Source organism: Lacinutrix sp. YIN62 (assembly GCF_057219185.1).
This window is the reverse complement of sequence record NZ_JBXVVH010000013.1, coordinates 95,396-115,075: the sequence shown is the minus strand read 5'-3', so window position 1 is coordinate 115,075 and position 19,680 is coordinate 95,396. Positions and strand designations below refer to the sequence as shown.

Genomic DNA, 19,680 nt, shown 5'->3' with positions numbered 1-19,680 from the left:
GGGGACTTATACTAAACCAATTTTTAGCTATATTTGAAAACAGGATTAGGATATAAATAACCTAACCCTGAAATTTTGAACTTACACACTTTTTAGGATAGTGTCTCTTAAAATAGTATTCATTTTACGACCTTTAGCTAATTCATCTACTAATTTGTCTAAATACCTTACCTTTTGAGTTAAAGGATATTCAATGTCCTCTATACGATAGCCGCATATAACGCCTTTAATAAGATTTGCATTGGGGTTTAATTTTGCTGTTTTAAAGAACTGTTCAAATGTTACTTTTTCATTAATAAACGCTTGCAATTCTAATTCGTTATAACCTGTTAACCATGTTATTATTTGATGTAATTCTGCTTTTGTTCTCCCCTTTTTTTCAATTTTTGTTATATAATGTGGGTAAATTGATGTAAATGTCATTTTAGCTATGCGCTCATTATGTTTAGCAGTAACTTTCATTTTCTATTATCATTATTTAGATGTGAAATAAAATACAAAAAAGCCACTTCAGATAAAGAGTGGCTTTATTTTTTTATTGTGAGTGACGACTATTTTGTAGCAGACTGATAAGCACTATCTCCGCCTACTACAGGAATTGTAATACTTGTAGCATCTAAGTTTATGGTTAATTCGGTACCTGGTTTAGGGTGTAATGTGAAATCTTTATCACTAGAAAAGATCATGAAACCGATTTTCTGACCTTTAGGGATCACCTGATCATCAGGCATTAAGTCGAAAGAAACAGTATAGAATGTCCCTGATTTTAAGGGGACTCCTTTTGTTAAGGATTTATGATTTTGTGGATCTGCCCAACCACGGGTAATAATATCGTCGTTAATTTTTCCATCGTCCCAAGGTAACGCAACCATCCAAACCGATAGATTTGCAGCAGCTTTACTGCTTGATAAAGCGATTGTTACACGTGTTGTTCCAGACAAATGTAAATCCTTAGTTAAGGTTGGGGTTGTATATAATAAACGATGGTTTGAAGTCTCAGATTTAGCTAAGTCTTTCCCCGAAAAAGAGTAATCGTCTACTAGTGTTTCTTTGCCTTGGTTTTTAGTCTTTTTTATAGATAAATTTCCAGATTTCAATCCGCCTTTATTTAAGAATAATGTGACTCCACTAGCTTCAGGATTAGGGTAATCTTTATAAGGTGTTGGGTTTTTGTAATTATCATTTTCTCTTACAATCCACGCTCTAGCATCAGCTTCTACATTATTTTCGATACCATGTAGGTAACGTGTAAACCAGCGATTCATTAAAGTTATGGGAGGTGGACCGCCATGACCGTGTTGATGGTAATATATTTGAGCAGGAATGCCTTGTTTCTTTGCTTGTTGGTAGATGCGGTTACTATGTTCTGGCATTACGTTCCAATCGTTAAACCCATGAGACATTAATAAAGCCGCTTTCATAGGCTTCATTTGTGTTAAATAATCTCTTTTTTTCCAGAAATCATTAAGATCTCCAGTTTGCCTATCCATACCGTTTTTCATTTCGGTATCACGAATCTTTTTATTGTTATGCTCTCGTTTTGCCTCATCACCACTATGCACAAAATCATAGAGTACATCAATATCTTCACCTAAGTAGCCACCAGGAGAACGGACTAATCCATTAGATCTATAATAGTGATAGTAAGATGTATTTGGAGCAATAGGGATAATAGCTTCCAAGCCTTCTACTCCGGTTGTTGCTGCCGCTAATGGTATTGTTCCATTATAAGAGGTTCCTGTCATTCCCACTTTACCTGTAGACCAATATGCTTTAACAGGAACTTCTCCATGTCTTTCAGAGAATCCTTTCGCTCTACCACAAAGCCAATCGATAACTGCTTTTGGAGCTAGAGATTCGTTTGCGCCTCCTATTGTTGGGGCGCCATCTGATAACCCTGTGCCTGGAGATGAAGAGTGGACTACAATATAACCTCTGGGGACCCATTTTTCTATATGTGAGTTAGATATAATAGGTCTTTTTCCTGTACGTGTAACTTCTGGATGTACTCGTTCTTTTCCGATATCTCCAAGTTCATGTTTTACATCCCACATAGTTCCAGGCACGTCTGGCGCAACTCCAGCAAAATAAGGACTGGAAACATAGATTATAGGTAGTTTTAATCCTTCTGTATCAGTTTGAGCTGGTCTGGTTACCGATACGTGCATACGATCCAATTTACCATCATCGTCTGAATCGAATTCTGTTTCGACCCAAAGATCGTGTCTAATCCAATCGTTAGGTTGTTTAAAAACGTCTACTATTTGCGCTTCTCCGTTTTCAAAAATAGGTGTGGCGACCTCGGCATTTTGTGCCGAAGTTACTGTTGTCAATGCTGTTAAAAATAAAAGATTGAGAACAGACTTTAAAGATATTGTCATAAGCTACTGTGTTCTATAAATATTTGTTTGGTAAGTTAGTGGTTTTTTTATTATCTAAAATGTTATAGGTTTAGCTTTAAGAAAGCGTTAACAGTTAAAAGGTTGTAAAACAGGTTTAAAGCTGTTTATGGTGTTAAAAGAATGTTGAAATGCCTAATAGTCTTGATTTTTGTAGCGGAATTGTTTTAAACCAATGCTCTTTAATGTTAAGTCTTTGGCGTTTAGTGTTTAAAAGTGTGGTAAGATTGGTTTTAGTATAAAATTATTTATATATTTATTAGGAATTGCTATGAAAAAGATTTTTTAATCAGTCTCCCATCTCTAGAGTAGAAGTTGTACCCTTAAACAATCCGTTTCTTAATAAGAACGCTACTAGATAACTTAATAGAATAGAAGAGTTTTGTTATAAATTAACAGTGGTGTGTGAATGTGTTGAAAAATAATAACTTGATAAAAAGTGTTCTCGGTTTTTTTTCAAAGCCAGATGGATCAAATAAAAAATCTATAGCGTTCCTTAGAATTACTATAGGTCTTTTTTTGTTATTGCAATTATTTAATATTTGGAAAGATTTTCAAAGGACGCAAAGTAGAGAGACTCTATTTACTTATGAGCAACAAGGGTATATCCCTTCAGATTATGTTATAACAGTATCAAAACTATCAACTTCATTAGAAGTTTATAATCTTTCAGGAGATTTAATAATAGCGTGTTTTTTTATCATATTTATCCTATTGTCTCTTTGTTTAATCTGGGGATTATTTACACGATTTTCTGCATTAATCTTACTTGTTTTATATATTATAATATCTTCTGGAGCGTATCGATATGGCGTAGACGTACTCGTTGTTATGGGAGTATTCTATTTATTCTTATTTCCTGCGAGTGCTTATTATTCTTTAGATAATTTATTGTATACGAAAACGACATATAAATTAGATTTAGCATTATATCGTAGAGTGTTACAAATAAGTTTATGTTTGTTATACTTTTTCTCTGGAATAATTAAATTTATAGCAGATATCTGGTGGCATGGCGAAGCGGTTTGGAAATATATTAATATGGTAAGTGTTAATCGGTTATTGGATTTAGACCTTTTATGGTTGTCTGAAAATAATAACGTTCTTACGGTTTATGGTTACAGTGTTTTAGTTATAGAAATACTTTACCCAGTTTTTATTTGGATTCCCAAAACGAGAAGGTTTTGGTTGGTGATTACTATTTTTATGCATGTAGGCTCTATATTGATTTTAAATTTATTTTTCTTTGGACTCTTAATGATACTATTAAATATCGCTGCATTTTATTTTACTTCAGAAAAGGAAAAACGTGGAAAAGTTTATTTGTTGTCTTCATAACAAGCTTGAAAATAGGCTTGAAAATTAAATTTTCTATCTTCGAATTTTTCTTGTAGAATCCGACAATGTTTTATTCGGTCTATTCTAAAAGCTCTAAAGTCATTTCTAAGATGACACCAAGCGATGAGAATCCATTTATTTTGAGTGGAATACAAGGCGTATGGCTCAATTTTTCTTGAGGTAATATTGGTGTCATTTTCTTTTTGATAGTTAATTTCTGTGTAGTAAAAGTTGGTAATCGCGAGTTGTAATTCTGAAAGTGTATTGCTACGTATGGTTTTATAATTTGTGTTAAAAACATAGATATTACTATTCAATCTTTCGCTTTTTTCCTGTATGTACGATTTAAATACAGACTTTATTTTGATAAAAGCATCATTAAAATCTTTAGAAAAAGAACTGTCATTTACTTGATTAACCATCTTTTGGGCTGTGATTAATGCATTCGCTTCCTTTTCTGTAAATTGAACAGGAGGAATGGTATAGCCTTCCATTAAAGAATATCCTTTTCCTTCTATAGTGATAATAGGAACGCCAGCCTCTTCTAATTTTCTAATGTCTCTATAAATGGTTCTTACACTTACATTAAATTTTTCAGAAAGGAGTGTTGCTGTTAACAGTCGTTTGGACTTTAGCAGGGTTAATATGGATATGAGTCGCGAGAGTTGAGACATACAACAGCAAAGATAGTGAACCGTTTGTGCAATTCACTATCTCTTATTTTAGTTAGAGGTTATTCAAAGGAATGAAACGCTATTCGGTTACCTTCTGTATCTATAAACTGAGCCATAAAACCATTCTCGCCAATATCGGTTTTAGGCATTATTATTTTACCTCCGGCTGCTTCCACTCTGTTTAAAGGGATGCTTAAGTCGTCTCCACCATTTAAATAAAGGGTACATCCGTCTGTTGTGGGAGTTTGGCCTTCTCCTTCCATAATGGCGCCTCCAACACCGTTTTTATTTTCATTGTATGTAAAAACGCCATATTTAATATTTTCTTCCATGGGGTAATCTGTAATCTTAGAATCCAAAACAGTTGTATAGAATTGTTTTGCTCTGTCGTAGTTTGTTACAGGAATTTCGAACCAGCTTATTGCATTTGTCATTTTAATTGATTTTTTAATGTTTAACTTAATGCAAAGTTATTAGTGATGGTGTCGTAGTGTGTCAGAGGTCATTGTAAATGTTTACGATTAAAAGAGTCTAATTTGCTATAAAGAAGTTGCTGTTTTTTAGACACAAAAAAACCACTAAACAAAAGTAAAGTGGTTTTAGGTTTAAAACAGTCTTAAAAGCGCTCTTTTTAATAGCGCTTTTATATAAGATTGTTATTTTATCATTTCATAGCTTCGTTTAATGAAGTTCGTAAGTTCTTCACCTTTTAATAGGCCTTGAGATAAGCGCGCTAAATCTAAACTTTGAGTAATTAAACGCTCTTGTTTATCTTTTGTTTCTGTGCTTATAATTTCTCCAACTAGTTCTGAGTTCGTGTTTACAACTAAGTTGTACATTTCTGGCATATTACCAAACATATTCATTCCGCCACCACCTGTAGCTTGCATCTCTTTCATACGACGCATAAACTCTGGTTGAGTAATCATAAATGGAGCGGCATTACTATCCATAGCTTCCAATTGAACGGTAAATTTTTCAGAAGGAATAACTTCTTTTAATAACTCATCTAAAGCTTTTGTTTGAGCTTCATCTAATTTAGATATAGTTGTATCGTCTTTTTTAATCAAGTTGTCTACATGATCAGAATCTACACGTACAAAAGTGATGTTTTCTTTAGTACTTTCTAGCTTTTGTATTAAATGCGATACGATTGGCGAGTCTAATAATAAAACGTCGTAGCCTTTTGCTTTAGCACTTTCTATGTAACTGTGTTGTTCGTCTTTATTTGAAGCATAAAGGATTACCAGTTTATCGTCTTTATCGGTTTGATTTGCTTTGATTTTATCATACAGTTCTTGGTATGTATGATAGGTACCATCTACTGTAGGATATAGGGCAAATGCATCTGCTTTTTCAAAGAATTTTTCTTCAGAAAGCATTCCGTATTCAATAACAATTTTGATGTCATTCCATTTCGCTTCAAAATCCTCGCGATTATTGTTAAATAAAGATTTTAATTTATCTGCTACTTTACGTGTAATATAAGAAGATATCTTTTTTACAGCGCCATCGGCTTGTAAGTATGAACGCGATACATTTAAAGGGATGTCTGGAGAATCAATAACCCCGCGGAGCATGGTTAGGAATTCTGGAACAATACCTTCAACATTGTCTGTTACAAAAACTTGGTTTTGATACAGTTGAATCTTATCCTTTTGCATACTCATATCTTGAGTCATTTTAGGGAAATACAAGATTCCTGTTAGGTTGAAAGGATAATCAACATTTAAATGTATGTGAAATAAAGGTTCTTCGAATTGTGCAGGGTATAATTCTCGGTAAAACCCTTTGTAATCTTGATCTTCTAAATCTGCAGGTTGTTTTGTCCAAGCAGGGTTAGGATTATTTATAATGGCATCTACAGTAATTTTACGTTGTGGCTCTGTAGTTTCTTTACCTTCTGCGTCTTTAGTTGTTTCAGGAGTATGCTCAGGATCGTCTATTTCCTTTGTTCCGAATTTAATCGGGATCGGCATAAACTTGTTGTATTTACTTAATAAAGCACTAATTCTAGAATCTTCTAAAAATTCTGTAGAATCCTCGGCGATATGTAAAATGATTTCAGAACCTCTTTCTGTTTTGTTATGCGGTTCTAATGTAAATTCTGGAGACCCATCACAAGTCCAATGCGCAGCGGGTTCATCTTTGTGTGATTTGGTAATAATTTCCACTTTGTCTGCAACCATAAAAGCGGAATAGAAACCAAGTCCAAAATGGCCTATAATTCCAGAGTCTTTAGCCGAATCTTTGTATTTGTCTAGAAACTCTTCTGCTCCAGAAAATGCAACTTGATTAATGTATTTTTCAACCTCTTCTGAAGTCATACCTAAACCTTGGTCAATGATATGAAGTTTTTTACCTTCCTTATCAATTTTAACTTCTATTCTTGGAGTACCATACTCAACGTTAGATTCTCCAATGTTTGTTAAGTGTTTTAATTTTAAAGTTGCATCTGTAGCATTACTTATTAATTCACGTAAAAAGATTTCATGATCACTGTACAAGAATTTCTTGATTAGTGGAAAGATGTTTTCAACGGATACGTTAATACTTCCTTTAGCCATAATTAATTGTATTTTGTTTGTCCTGTCTTTTGCTTATCTGTTTTGAGTAATTCTGACAGGAATATTATAGTTGTTAAACTTAAATTTCGTTTCATACCAATAGACAACAAAAATGCCAATTGATAAAATATGACAAACTGACATTTTTATTAAGTAATAAACTGAAATATAGTAATGAGTACTATGATTAGTAGTTTGTGTAAACTGTGTTAAGAGCATAAAGTATTATGCGCGCATAATTAATAATGCGTAATGATGGAAGGCTTTTGATTGAAATACTTAAATTGCACTACTTGCTTCGTTTCAATTATTAGGAGCTGAAAGAGAATAATAAATTAAGAAAACACAATATTGCTGTTAGAACTTGTATAAAAACAGGCAGAAAAGCAGAGGTAGAAATAAAAGACTTTCAATGTATAATTCAAAGATAATAGGGTTAGGGCGTTTTGTTCCAGAACACGTAGTCACAAATGCGGATTTGTCTACAATGATGGAAACTAGTGATGAATGGATTCAAGAACGCACAGGTATAAAAGAAAGGCGTTGGGTCAAGGATTCTGGAGATACAACGGCTACAATGGGAATTAAAGCAGCCAAAATAGCCATAGAACGTTCAGGGTTAAACAAGGATGATATTGATTTTATAATTTTTGCAACCTTGAGTCCTGATATGTATTTTCCGGGGCCTGGAGTGCAGTTACAAGAGGCTTTAGATATAAAAACAGTTGGTGCTTTAGATGTGCGTAACCAATGTTCTGGTTTTGTGTATGCCATTTCTGTGGCAGACCAGTTTATAAAAACTGGAATGTATAAAAATGTATTAGTTGTAGGCTCGGAATTACATTCACACGGGTTAGATAAAACTACAAGAGGCCGAGGCGTTTCTGTTATTTTTGGCGATGGAGCTGGCGCAGCAGTACTCTCAAGAGAAGAAGACCTTTCAAAAGGAATTTTATCGACACATTTGCATTCGCAAGGAGAGCATGCTAAAGAGTTGGTGCTGGAAGCTCCAGGAATGGGAACACGTTGGGTGACCGATATTATTAATGATGGCGATGCTAATGATGAAAGTTATTATCCGCATATGAATGGACAATTTGTGTTTAAAAATGCAGTAGTCCGTTTTAGTGAAGTTATTATGGAAGGGCTTGAAAAAAATAAGTTATCAGTAGCCGATATAGACCTATTGATTCCACATCAAGCCAATTTAAGAATTTCACAGTTTATACAGCATAAATTTAAATTAAAAGACGATCAAGTGTTTAATAACATCCAGAAGTATGGAAATACAACTGCAGCTTCTATTCCTATTGCCTTAACAGAGGCCTGGGAAGAAGGTAAGGTTAAAGCGGGAGATACAGTGGTTCTTGCGGCTTTTGGTAGTGGTTTTACTTGGGGGAGTGTGGTTATAAAATGGTAGTCTAAATTTTTAAGAAGCAGAATGCTTATAAAATGAAACTATGAGAACTATTCTGAAAACGGTTTTTGGAGTTCTGTTTATAATGGTAGGAACGTTTTTAGCTTTAGGGGTATTAATGCAAATTCCTAGAGTTATAGAAGTGGTGAAAAAAGGAGATTTAACTGGATGGAGTTATATTTTTGGTTCTATTCTAGGAGCATTAATTCCTATTGGAATAATATATTTCTTGTTTAAATTAGGATTGAAGTGGCTGTTCAGAAAAAAAAGAAACCAGAGAAAAGATGAAATTGCTGTAACACGAAAGGATTAATCAGAAACTTTATTATTAGAAAAATAATAACAATTATAAAAGTCAAAAACCCAAAGTATATTTGCTTTGGGTTTTTTATTTAATAACCAAACATTACTATTAACCATCAACTAGCATGTTGGTTACTAACTTATAGCTGTTTTTAGGTTAAAGAAAACCGCCTCCAGATTTTTCATTATTGTCTCTACTTTTACGTGATTTAGCGCTGTATTTTCCGCCTCCAAAACGATAGGATAAGCTGCCTTGTATTGTATTGCTTTCCCAATTAAATTCGCCCACTTGAGGAAAAGGGTGAGTCCCCTCAAAAGCAAACTTCATAGAGTCTAATATGTCATTATAGTTTAAGCTAAAAGTCCCTTTCCCTTGTGCAAAATTAACACGTGCTCCAAGGTTTATAAAATACATTGATTCTATGTCAAATTGTAAGGTTTTGTTTTGTCCTCTGTAAAATCCAAGTGCAGTAAAACTTAGTGTTTTAGAGACTTTAAAGTTGTTGAACATTCTTAGATTCCATGCAACATTATCAACTTCTCTAATATTTGTTACAATGTCACTTTCGGTAGCCGTTTCAATAGGCGCGTTTAAGCTTTCAGAAATACCTTTTTGTGTTTGTGTATACAAATCGAAACTACTGTTTATATTCCACCAGCTTGTAGGTTTGTAGTTACTGGATAATTCAACGCCATACGCAGCCGTATCGTCAAAATTGTCATGCGTTAAAATAATTCTTCCGGAGTTTATATCTGTTCTATCTATAAAGAGTGCTCTATTAATCTCATCTGTAATTACGCGATAAAATATGCCCGCTGTAACACTTCCTTTTTTTAATTTTCGGGTATAATTAATTTCTAGAGAATTTGTGAATTGGGGTTCGAGATTTATATTTCCAAATGAAGAAATTAAAGGCGTGCTCCATTCTCTAATTGGGTTTACTTGATCAATTCCAGGACGATCCACCCTTCGACTATAACTTAATTGATAAGAGTTTTTTTCTGAAGCTGTGTAAGTAAAGAAAGCAGAAGGATAAACTTCAAAATAAGCATTATTAAAAGGTGTTCGATTTGTAGTGTTGGTGTCGGTTTCTGTTTGTAATGCATTAGCATCAACGTTTACATTCTCTAATCTGGCTCCGATTTGATAAGTCCATTTTTCGAATTTCTTACTAAAACTAGCGTAAGCAGAATAAATATCTCTTGTATAATCAAAGTCTGTGCTTGGAGTCGGTCTCAATATACCTAATGCATCTAAAGATTCTCCAGTAGAGGCATAAGCGATATCAGAATTAAATAAGCGTACTTGTAAACCAGTTTCTAGTTTTGTTGTTTCAGATAGTGGGTTAATATAATCTAAATTTAGAGTGATATTTTCTGTATAGGTTTGATTAAAGTCATTAAAATCAGGAATGTTTCCTAGCTGGAATTTGTAAGCTAAAACATTATCACTGTTATAGGTGCTATAATCTGCTTCTAGCTCTATATTATGACCTTCTTTATTGAAATCTAATTTATAATCGAAATTGTATTGAGACGACAGATCATCGTCTTTAGAAATAAATGTTTGGCTTTGGTTAGAGGCGCTGTTATCGTAAAAGAAAGCTTTAGTATCTCCATCGGTACTGCTGTCAGAGCTATTTTGATTAATGAAAAAAGAAACGGTGTTTTTGTCATTTAAATAAAAATCTAACCCTATTTTATATAAATGAGATTTTCTGTCGTCTAAGAATTCGAAGAATTGTTCAGAGTTATTATTAGGCCTTAAAATCTGCCCTCTATTTTTACTCTTCGAGATGTTATTACTGTAGTTTCCATACAGGTTGAATTTTCCGTTACGATAGTTTAGTCCTAAAGCACTATTAAATTTAGCTTCTTCTTCATAGCTTAAGCCTACACTGGTATTACCATTAAAGCCTATTAATGTGTTTTTGTGTAACACAATATTAATAATACCACTCATTCCTTCAGGATTATATTTTGCAGAAGGGTTTGTAATTAATTCTATGGACTTAATAGCTGTTGAAGGGATTTGTTTTAATAACTGAGCGGTTGGGATATTGGATAACTTTCCGTCTATCATAACACGAACATTTTGATTGCCTCTAAGACTAATATCACCCGTTTGAGAATCGATACTTACAGAGGGAATGTTAACCATAAGTTCTGAGGCTGTACCGCTAGCCGATAGGTCTTTCCCTATAGTAATCACTTTACGATCTACCTTTTGTTGTATGGTTGAGGTTTCTGCAACTATCGTTACTTCGTCTAATCCAGTTGCTTCTTCCTCAATTTTTATAGTTCCTAAATCTATTTTTGTATTGTTTTTGGTTATTGTAATAGTTTTTGTTAGGGTTTTATATCCTACATACTGGATACTAACTTCACTGTTGCCCTCTGGAACAGATTCTATTAGGAATCTGCCATTGTCGTCAGTAATCCCACCTGTTAAAATGGCGCCTTTTGTATTTTTTATTACAATGCTAACATAAGGTAAGGGTTCGTTAAGAGTGGCGTCTAAAACTCTACCTGTTACGGAGCCTAATTTTAGAGGAACTTCTTTTGTTGCTGTTTGTGCCTGCGATGTTAAAATTAAAAGAAACATGCAGAACGCGATTAGTTTTTTCATTTTGTTTTGATTGATTGAATATTTTGATTGATATAAAATTTGCTAATACAATAAAGACGTTTACTTTTGAGTTCCGTTACTTATTTCAATATCACTTAACATAATTTAACATTTATGAGCAAAAAAACTTTAGTTTTAGGAGCATCGTTAAAATCTAATCGCTATTCTAACAGAGCGTTGCGTAAATTGGTCGATTATAATCACGAAACGGTAGCCTTTGGTTTGATTGCTGGAGAAGACTCTGGAGTTACTATCGACATAGAGCTGCAACAGTATGATAACATTAATACGGTTACATTATATCTAAACCCAAAACAGCAAGAAGCTTATTATAACTATATTGTGGCTTTAAAACCTAGGCGAGTTATTTTTAATCCAGGTACAGAAAATCCAGAATTGTACGCTATATTGGAAGACAATGATATTGCGTATGAAGTTGCCTGTACTTTAGTGTTATTGTCTACGAATCAATATTAAACCTAGAAATGTTATAAAACCGTTTAGGATGAGGATGAAAAATCCAAATTCAAATCCAAACCATTTTAAGCTGTTTACACTTATAATGTAAGATAAAATAGGGGAAAGGATTGCGACTACGGGAACTAACTTGTCCTTTACATTCCATTTTGTGAATAACCCAAATGCATATAACCCTAATAAAGGGCCATAAGTGTATCCCGCAAAAATGAATAATTTTTTGATGACACTTTCATCTTGAATGATGTATTTAAAAGCAATAATCACAAGGATTAAAAGAATAGAAATTAAAATATGAATTTGCTTTCTAATCTTGATTTGTTTTGTGTGATTGTATTTTTTTTCAATATCTAAAATGTCAATACTAAACGAAGTTGTTAAAGAAGTTAAGGCGCTATCAGCACTACTATAAGCAGCAGCAATTAGCCCTAGTAAAAAGAAGGTGAAAACAACTATGCCTAAGTGGTTTTTAGCAATTAAAGGGAATAAATCATCTTTGTGTGCATCGATTCCATTTTGTTGCGCATAAACAGTAAGTAGTAGTCCAAGACTTAAGAAGATGAAATTTACGACTGTTAGTGCAATAGTAAACCAAAACATGTTTTTCTGTGCGTCCTTTAAAGATTTACAGGTTAAATTCTTTTGCATCATATCTTGATCCAAACCAGTCATTACTATGGCGATAAAAGCACCAGAAATAAATTGTTTCCAAAAATAATTACCAGATTTAAAATCATCGAAAAAAAAGGTCTTAGAGAGATTACTATCTAAGACATAACCTAGGAGATTATTTCCAGAAAGGCTTAATTCGTTACTTACAAAGTAAATGGCTACGCCAACGGCAATAAGCATAAATAAGGTTTGCAATGTGTCGGTCCAAACAATGGTTTTTATACCAGATTTAAAAGTGTACAGCCAAATGAGTAGTACCGTAATTGTAACCGTTTGCCAAAATGATATCCCTAGATCATCAAATAAAATGAGTTGTAGTACATTTGCGACTAAGTATAGTCTAAAACTCGCTCCGATAACTCTAGATATTAGAAAAAAAGAAGCCCCAGTTTTGTAAGCATAGTTTCCAAAACGATCTTCTAAGTAAGTGTAAATAGACGTTAGATTAAGTTTGTAATATAACGGGAGCAGTATTGTTCCAATAACAATATAACCGAGAATGTAGCCTAAAACAACCTGCATATAACTAAACTGTGAGGCTTCTACCCAACCAGGAACCGAAATAAAAGTTACACCTGATAGCGATGCCCCAATCATACCGAAAGCGACAATATACCATGGCGATTGCTTGTTCCCTTTAAAAAAAGCCTCATTCCCAGATTTTCTTCCTGTAAAGTATGATACCAAGATAAGGACACCAAAATAAGAAGCGATTAAAAATAAGATATAGGTAGGTTTCATTCGAATGTTTTTATTTATCACCGCTAAAATAGTATTTTTGTTGGCTTAAACCCCTAAATTATTTTAAATGAAACATTTTATTAGCCTACTGTTTATTACCTCCTTTGTTGTGACATCGCAGTCACAGGAATATAAGGACATGATACTGAAAGGAACCTACACCGTTCAGGAAATTCAAATAAAAGCAGAAGAACACTTCGAAACTGTTGGAAAAGAAAGAGGGCGCGGTTACAAACCATACAAAAGATGGGAGTATAATGCCTTGAGAAATATGGATGAAAATGGTTATCTTAAATCGGCCGATTTTTATTACAATGAATTACAAGAATACAACCAGCGCAATAATAGTAATAGCGGTACTCTAGCTAGAACTACAGAAGGGAATTGGGAACAAATGGGACCAACATCATGGAATGCAACGAGTGGCTGGAATCCAGGTGTAGGAAGAATAACTTCTATTGGTCTTGAGGCAGCTAACACAAACCATATTATTGTAGGCGGCGCTTCTGGTGGCGTGTGGAAAACAACAAATGGGGGAGCGAATTGGACTGTTTTAACAGATAATTTGTCAAACCTAAATGTCTCTTCGCTGGCTATAAACCCACATGATAATACTAATTATTTTTGGGGCTCGTCTCAAGGTAATATTTTTAGTTCTACCGATTCCGGTAATACATGGGCTTTATTATCAGATACGGGTTCTGGTAATGTTAATAAAATCTTGATAGACCCTAATAATGCAAATAAAATGTATTGTAGTGTAGAAGGTGGAGGAATCTATAAATCTACAGATGCAGGTGTAAACTGGTCATTGATTCATTTTTCGGCAACCAATGGTTACGATGTAGAATTTAAACCTGGAAATTCAGATGTTATTTATGCTAGTGGAAATAAATTTTTCAAATCTGTAGATGGAGGACTTACATTTGTAACAGACGACCCTTTGAATATCTATACTCAAGAGTACGTTTCTGGAACAACAAATTGGACAATAACAGGTTCTAATCAAAATGGATCTGTAACACCAAAGACGGGAAATGGTCTTGGCGTTTTTTATATTGGTAATTATAGTCGTCCCGTAACACGATTAATTCCTCCAGCTATGGATTTAACTGGAGCAACCAATCCACAACTTAAGTTCTCTTATACAAATGTAAATTGGGAATCAGATATTGATGAATTAAAAATTCTGTATAAAACATCTGCATCAGGAGCGTGGATAGAATTAGCTAATTATACAAATACAACATCTGTTTGGCAAGATATAACGATTAATTTGCCAAATCCATCAGCGGAATATTATGTTGCTTTTGAAGCGAAATCAAATTACGGACGCGGGCTTACATTAGATGATATAAGTATAGAAGATGTTACCTTAGGGATGCTTTTTGAAAATGGATTTGAATCCAATACGAGTTCTCCTTTAAGTAGCGGCCCTAAAATGATGGGAGTCTCTGCGGATAATCCTAATACTCTATATGTTTTGGAAGCATCAGGAAGTATCTTTGGAGCTCTTTATAAATCTACAGATAGTGGAAATAGTTTTACGAAGCTAAACCATGGGGCAAAGAATTATTTTGGATATAGCTCTAATGCTGATGATAATAGAGGACAAGCACCCCGAGATATGGATATTGCTGTAAACCCTAATGATGTTAATGATGTTCATATCGCAGGAATATTATCATGGAGATCTACTAATGGCGGCGTTAGTTTTAATATAACATCTCAATGGGTACCTGGTAATGCTGCAAACCAAAATATAGGATATTGTCATGCCGATATTGATATTCTAGAATATGTTGATGGAAAGCTTTATGTAGGAAGTGATGGCGGTATTTTTGTAGCTGAAAACCCTTTAGTGGTAAATAGTAATTATTATAGAGATATTACTACAGGTCTAGGGATTAGACAGTTTTATAGAATAGGAGTAAGTCAAACAGATCCAGAAGTGGTAACAGGAGGCTCTCAAGATAATGGCACTTCAGTATATAATGATTCTGGAAATTGGAATGATTGGTTAGGGGCAGATGGAATGGAATCTTTTGTAGATAAAAACAATAATGATATTCTATACGGAACGTCTCAATCAGGGTCATTATATAAATCAATAAATCAAGGGTTGAGCCGTTTTGATTTGCCATCACCAGAAGGTAAGCAAGGGAATTGGATCACTCCTTTCGAACAAGACCCTATTGCACAAAACACAATATACTCAGGATATGATGAGGTGTATAAATCAGTAAATGGAGGGAATAGCTGGACTTCTATATCTCAAACATTTCCAGGGAACCTAAACCACTTAAAAATAGCTCCAACTAATAATAATATTATGTTTGCAGCAAGAAGTGGTAGTTTATACAAAACAACTAATGGAGGTGCAACAAATTGGACTCAGTTAACAGGTTTTAGTGGGAATATTAATGCAATAGCTATTCATCCAACAGATGCTAATAAAATAGCAATAGCTACAACAGGAGCTCAAAAAGTTTATATCAGTACAGATGGTGGCGCAAATTGGACAAGTTATTTGAAAAATCTCCCAAATTTTAATGCGTTAACTTTGGTTTGGACGGACTATTTACAAGAAGGTTTATATGTAGGAATGAATTATGGTGTGTACTATATTAATACATCTGATACTTTGGCAAGTTGGTTGCCTTTTAGTAATAATTTACCGAATGTACAAATAAGTGAATTAGAGATAAATACAGCGAATAATAAAATATATGCGGGAACATACGGACGTGGATTATGGAAATCTAGCCTTCATGAAAACACGTCTTTAAGTGTTGAAGCGCATAATGTATTAAATACTATCGCGTTGTTTCCAAATCCAACTTCAAATAGTGTAAGTTTATCTTGGAATAAAAACGAGAATGTATCTATTAGAATATACAATGCGTTAGGCAAGTTAATTTATTTTACTAAAAATCAAGATTTGAGAAATACTTTTAAAATAAACACCTCTAACTATGCTGCGGGATTATATTTTGTAAATATTAATACCGTAAATGGATTAATTACTAAAAAATTAATGATAGAGTAAAAAGTCTTTCATTTTTAAAAAATTAAGCCCAATACTGTTTTAGTTATTGGGCTTTTTTTTATGCTATTAAAAAGTAATTATTGTAATTTTGTGGTTATGGAATTTTCATCTAAACTTCTTGCCAATGCGGTGAATGAGGTGTCACAACTACCAGGAATAGGTAAACGTACAGCTTTGCGCTTGGTATTACATCTATTACGTCAACCAAAAACGCAAACAGAAACATTGTCTCAAGCATTACAAAGTATGCGTAACGATTTAAAATTCTGTAAATCTTGCCATAATCTTAGTGATGTAGAGCTGTGTGAAATTTGCGCCAATCCATTAAGACAAGATAACGTTATATGCGTAGTGGAAGATGTAAGAGATGTTATGGCAATAGAGAACACGGCATCACATAAAGGGTTATATCATGTGTTAGGAGGTAAAATCTCACCTATAGACGGTATAGGGCCATACGATTTAAATATTGTGAGTCTTGTAGAGAAAGTAAAGTCTGGATTGGTAAAAGAGCTTATTTTTGCTTTAAGCCCAACAATGGAAGGAGATACAACTAATTTTTATATCTATAAGCAAATAGAAGGACTTGAGGTAAAAACCTCTACAATAGCAAGGGGAATCTCTGTTGGTGATGAGTTAGAATATGCAGATGAAATAACGCTAGGGAGAAGTATTTTAAATCGTATTCCGTTTGAATCCTCACTGAAATCATAATTAGCACGACTTAACATTTTGAAACTTTCAATAATAATATTAAACTATAACGTACGCTACTTCTTGGAGTTGTGCTTGCAAAGTGTAGAAGCAGCTACAAAAGGATTAGAAGCGGAAATTATTGTGGTGGATAACAATTCGAAAGACGAGAGTTGTAAAATGGTAAAAGCACAGTTTCCAAAGGTTAAATTAATTGAAAACAAAGAGAATTTTGGGTTTTCAAAAGGGAATAACATAGGTGTGAAAGCGGCTACAGGTAATTACCTCTGTATTTTAAATCCAGATACTGTTGTGCCAGAAACGATTTTTGAAGCCCTACATGATGTCGCTAGCGATATCGTAAATCACGGTATTATTGGTTGCCGATTAATAGATGGAAAAGGGGTTTATTTGCCAGAAAGTAAACGTAATGTCCCTAAACCTTGTATTGCTATTCAAAAAGCTTTAGGGATTTCAAAATCATATTATGCGAATCATTTAGAGCCAGAAGCATTAGGGTATGCATCAATATATGTTGGCGCATTTATGTTCTTAAAAAAAGAGGTGTACAATACGGTTGGTGGGTTTGATGAGGATTATTTTATGTACGGTGAAGACATAGATTTATCTTATAAAATAGAACAAACAGGAGCTGAGAATTATTATTCTGGAAACAATGTGGTAGTCCATTACAAAGGGGAAAGTACCTTAAAAGATAAGACTTATGCAAAGCGCTTTTATGGCGCAATGCAGATTTTTTATAAAAAACATTTCAAGCAAAATATTGTTTTAGATGCCTTAATGCTTATTGGTATTTATGGGGTGCAATTACTAAGCTCGAAAACTGTTGAAGCAAAAATAAAAGTAGATAACTATGTTTTAGTATCAGATAAAATTTATCCAGGCTTACAAGCGGTATTAAAAGTACCAATGCTACAAGTTTTAGAATTAAACACCTCATTAAAAAAAAATACAGAAGTTATATTCGATGCAAACTATCTAACATTTGAAACCATTATAAGACAAATGTCTCATTTAGGAAAAAATAAAGGGATCACATTTAAAATACTTCCCAAAAGTGCTAATTTTATCATTGGAAGCCATTCTTCCAAAAGTAGAGGGGAAGTGATAACCTTTTAAAAATCATTTTATTAAAACGAACAGATTTAAAATTGTGTTGAATAGCTAAAGAAATAAGCTATTTTTTAGTAATTTTGCAATCTGAAATATAAAAAATAGCTTTAGATTATTAATATGGCAAGATTTGAACTTAAATTACCGAAAATGGGAGAAAGCGTTGCGGAAGCAACGATTACCTCTTGGTTAAAAGAAGTTGGAGAAACTATTGAAGCAGATGAAGCAGTCCTTGAGATTGCTACAGATAAAGTAGATAGTGAAGTACCGAGTGAAGTTGATGGTGTTTTAGTGGAAATGCTATTTAATGTAGATGATGTTGTACAAGTAGGGCAAACAATAGCTATTATAGAAACTGAAGGCGAAGGTTCTGCATCTGTAGAAGTACCTAAAACGGAAGGCGTAACACCAGCAGCAGCTACAGTGGCAGAGGTAGAAAAGATAGTAGACGTGGCACAAGAAACCGTTGCTTCTATTAGTTCTACAGACGACCGTTTTTATTCACCATTGGTGAAAAATATGGCTAAAGCTGAAGGGATTGCTCAAGCGGAGTTGAATACCGTTGTAGGAACAGGAAAAGATGGACGAGTAACTAAGGCCGATATGTTGGCTTATTTAAAAACTAGAGGAAGTCAATCTACACCAGTTGCGGCTATACCTGCTCCAGCAGTAGCTAAAACGCCTAAAGTAGAAACAACTCCAGTTATTGCTAGTGGTGAAGATGAAATTATAGAGCTGTCAAGAATGGGGAAATTAATTGCCCATCATATGGTAGAATCTGTGCAAACAAGCGCACATGTTCAAAGCTTTATAGAAGCCGATGTTACAAAAATATGGAATTGGAGAAAGAAGAAAAAGAATGATTTTGCAAAACGTGAAGGGGAAAACTTAACGTTTACTCCAATATTTATGGAAGCCATAGCAAAAGCACTGAGAGATTTTCCAATGATGAACATCTCATTACAAGGGAATACCATTATTAAGAAGAAGAATATAAACCTTGGTATGGCAGCTGCTTTACCTGACGGTAATTTGATTGTGCCTGTAATAAAAAATGCAGATCAATTAAACTTGGTGGGAATGACTAAGCAAGTGAATGATTTGGCAAATAGAGCGCGCCAAAATAAATTGAAGCCAGACGATATTCAAGGCGGAACATATACGGTAACGAATGTGGGAACCTTTGGAAGTATTATGGGGACGCCTATTATAAACCAACCGCAAGTAGGAATCTTAGCTTTAGGAGCGATACGTAAAGTGCCAGCGGTTATAGAAACGCCAGAAGGAGATTTTATTGGAATTCGATATAAAATGTTTATGTCACATTCTTACGATCATAGAGTTGTAAATGGGGCTCTTGGAGGACAATTTGTAAAAGCAGTTAAAGATTATCTAGAAGCTTGGGATTCTAATAGAGAGATCTAAAGCATTCTTAAGAGATAAGAATTTATAACAAATAAAAAGCACAATTTTAAAATTGTGCTTTTTTGTTGCCTTATTTATTATTTTAAACAAAACAAGAAATAGGCTTTAGGGCATTTAAAAAGGGTGTTAGTTATTTTGATAAATAGTTAAATTAGAGAATTT

Annotated in this window: 15 protein-coding genes; 8 read left to right on the top strand and 7 right to left on the bottom strand. The window is 33.8% G+C overall.

What is annotated here, in order from left to right; genetic code table 11:
* Positions 1-81 precede the first annotated feature (81 nt).
* Together AC2D8I_RS10450 and AC2D8I_RS10445 are read right to left on the bottom strand one after the other, a co-directional pair.
* On the bottom strand, positions 82-462 hold the full coding sequence (locus AC2D8I_RS10450; RefSeq protein WP_484705951.1) for a DUF2200 domain-containing protein: 381 nt from the start codon (positions 460-462) through the stop codon (positions 82-84).
* A gap of 89 nt (positions 463-551) precedes the next feature.
* A complete protein-coding gene (locus AC2D8I_RS10445; protein ID WP_484705950.1) occupies positions 552-2,381 on the bottom strand; it encodes a Xaa-Pro dipeptidyl-peptidase in 1,830 nt (609 codons plus the stop codon).
* 423 nt (positions 2,382-2,804) lie between these two features.
* Here AC2D8I_RS10445 and AC2D8I_RS10440 point away from each other — a divergent pair, with 423 nt between their 5' ends.
* Positions 2,805-3,737, top strand: coding sequence for an HTTM domain-containing protein (locus AC2D8I_RS10440; protein ID WP_484705949.1), 933 nt, complete (start codon positions 2,805-2,807; stop codon positions 3,735-3,737).
* On the opposite strand, the gene AC2D8I_RS10435 is transcribed toward AC2D8I_RS10440, so the two are convergent.
* The 3 genes from AC2D8I_RS10435 to htpG all read right to left on the bottom strand — a co-directional run bounded on the left by AC2D8I_RS10435 (position 3,719) and on the right by htpG (position 6,978).
* On the bottom strand, positions 3,719-4,411 hold the full coding sequence (locus tag AC2D8I_RS10435) for a helix-turn-helix transcriptional regulator (protein WP_484705948.1): 693 nt from the start codon (positions 4,409-4,411) through the stop codon (positions 3,719-3,721). The two genes, AC2D8I_RS10440 and AC2D8I_RS10435, sit on opposite strands and share 19 nt — an antisense overlap.
* A 59-nt stretch (positions 4,412-4,470) precedes the next feature.
* On the bottom strand, positions 4,471-4,845 hold the full coding sequence (locus AC2D8I_RS10430) for a VOC family protein (RefSeq protein ID WP_484705947.1): 375 nt from the start codon (positions 4,843-4,845) through the stop codon (positions 4,471-4,473).
* Positions 4,846-5,067: 222 nt separating this feature from the next.
* The gene (htpG, locus tag AC2D8I_RS10425) at positions 5,068-6,978 is read right to left on the bottom strand and encodes a molecular chaperone HtpG (RefSeq protein WP_484705946.1); all 1,911 of its coding nucleotides are present in this window, start codon (positions 6,976-6,978) and stop codon (positions 5,068-5,070) included.
* Between the two features lie 412 nt (positions 6,979-7,390).
* Between htpG and AC2D8I_RS10420 the strand changes: the two genes are divergently transcribed.
* On the top strand, positions 7,391-8,398 hold the full coding sequence (locus tag AC2D8I_RS10420; protein ID WP_484705945.1) for a 3-oxoacyl-ACP synthase III family protein: 1,008 nt from the start codon (positions 7,391-7,393) through the stop codon (positions 8,396-8,398).
* Positions 8,399-8,438: 40 nt separating this feature from the next.
* Positions 8,439-8,708, top strand: a complete 270-nt coding sequence (locus AC2D8I_RS10415; protein WP_484705944.1) for a hypothetical protein — start codon at positions 8,439-8,441, stop codon at positions 8,706-8,708.
* Positions 8,709-8,855: 147 nt separating this feature from the next.
* On the opposite strand, the gene AC2D8I_RS10410 is transcribed toward AC2D8I_RS10415, so the two are convergent.
* Entirely contained in the window at positions 8,856-11,327 is a 2,472-nt protein-coding gene (locus AC2D8I_RS10410; RefSeq protein WP_484705943.1) for a TonB-dependent receptor, read from the bottom strand.
* A 114-nt stretch (positions 11,328-11,441) separates the two neighbouring features.
* Between AC2D8I_RS10410 and AC2D8I_RS10405 the strand changes: the two genes are divergently transcribed.
* The gene (locus tag AC2D8I_RS10405) at positions 11,442-11,804 is read left to right on the top strand and encodes a CoA-binding protein (RefSeq protein ID WP_484705942.1); all 363 of its coding nucleotides are present in this window, start codon (positions 11,442-11,444) and stop codon (positions 11,802-11,804) included.
* Here the strand turns inward: AC2D8I_RS10405 and AC2D8I_RS10400 are convergent.
* Positions 11,781-13,217, bottom strand: a complete 1,437-nt coding sequence (locus tag AC2D8I_RS10400) for a sodium:solute symporter (RefSeq protein WP_484705941.1) — start codon at positions 13,215-13,217, stop codon at positions 11,781-11,783. The genes AC2D8I_RS10405 and AC2D8I_RS10400 overlap by 24 nt on opposite strands.
* Before the next feature lie 67 nt (positions 13,218-13,284).
* On the opposite strand from AC2D8I_RS10400, the gene AC2D8I_RS10395 reads away from it, so the two are divergent.
* The 4 genes from AC2D8I_RS10395 to AC2D8I_RS10380 all read left to right on the top strand — a co-directional run bounded on the left by AC2D8I_RS10395 (position 13,285) and on the right by AC2D8I_RS10380 (position 19,518).
* Positions 13,285-16,266, top strand: a complete 2,982-nt coding sequence (locus AC2D8I_RS10395; RefSeq protein WP_484705940.1) for a VPS10 domain-containing protein — start codon at positions 13,285-13,287, stop codon at positions 16,264-16,266.
* Positions 16,267-16,362: 96 nt separating this feature from the next.
* On the top strand, positions 16,363-16,980 hold the full coding sequence (recR, locus tag AC2D8I_RS10390; RefSeq protein ID WP_484705939.1) for a recombination mediator RecR: 618 nt from the start codon (positions 16,363-16,365) through the stop codon (positions 16,978-16,980).
* Positions 16,981-16,998: 18 nt separating this feature from the next.
* Positions 16,999-18,099, top strand: a complete 1,101-nt coding sequence (locus tag AC2D8I_RS10385; protein ID WP_484705938.1) for a glycosyltransferase family 2 protein — start codon at positions 16,999-17,001, stop codon at positions 18,097-18,099.
* Positions 18,100-18,213: 114 nt separating this feature from the next.
* Positions 18,214-19,518 (top strand): dihydrolipoamide acetyltransferase family protein, encoded by a 1,305-nt coding sequence (locus AC2D8I_RS10380; protein WP_484705937.1) that lies wholly within the window; start codon positions 18,214-18,216, stop codon positions 19,516-19,518.
* Positions 19,519-19,680: the final 162 nt, after the last annotated feature.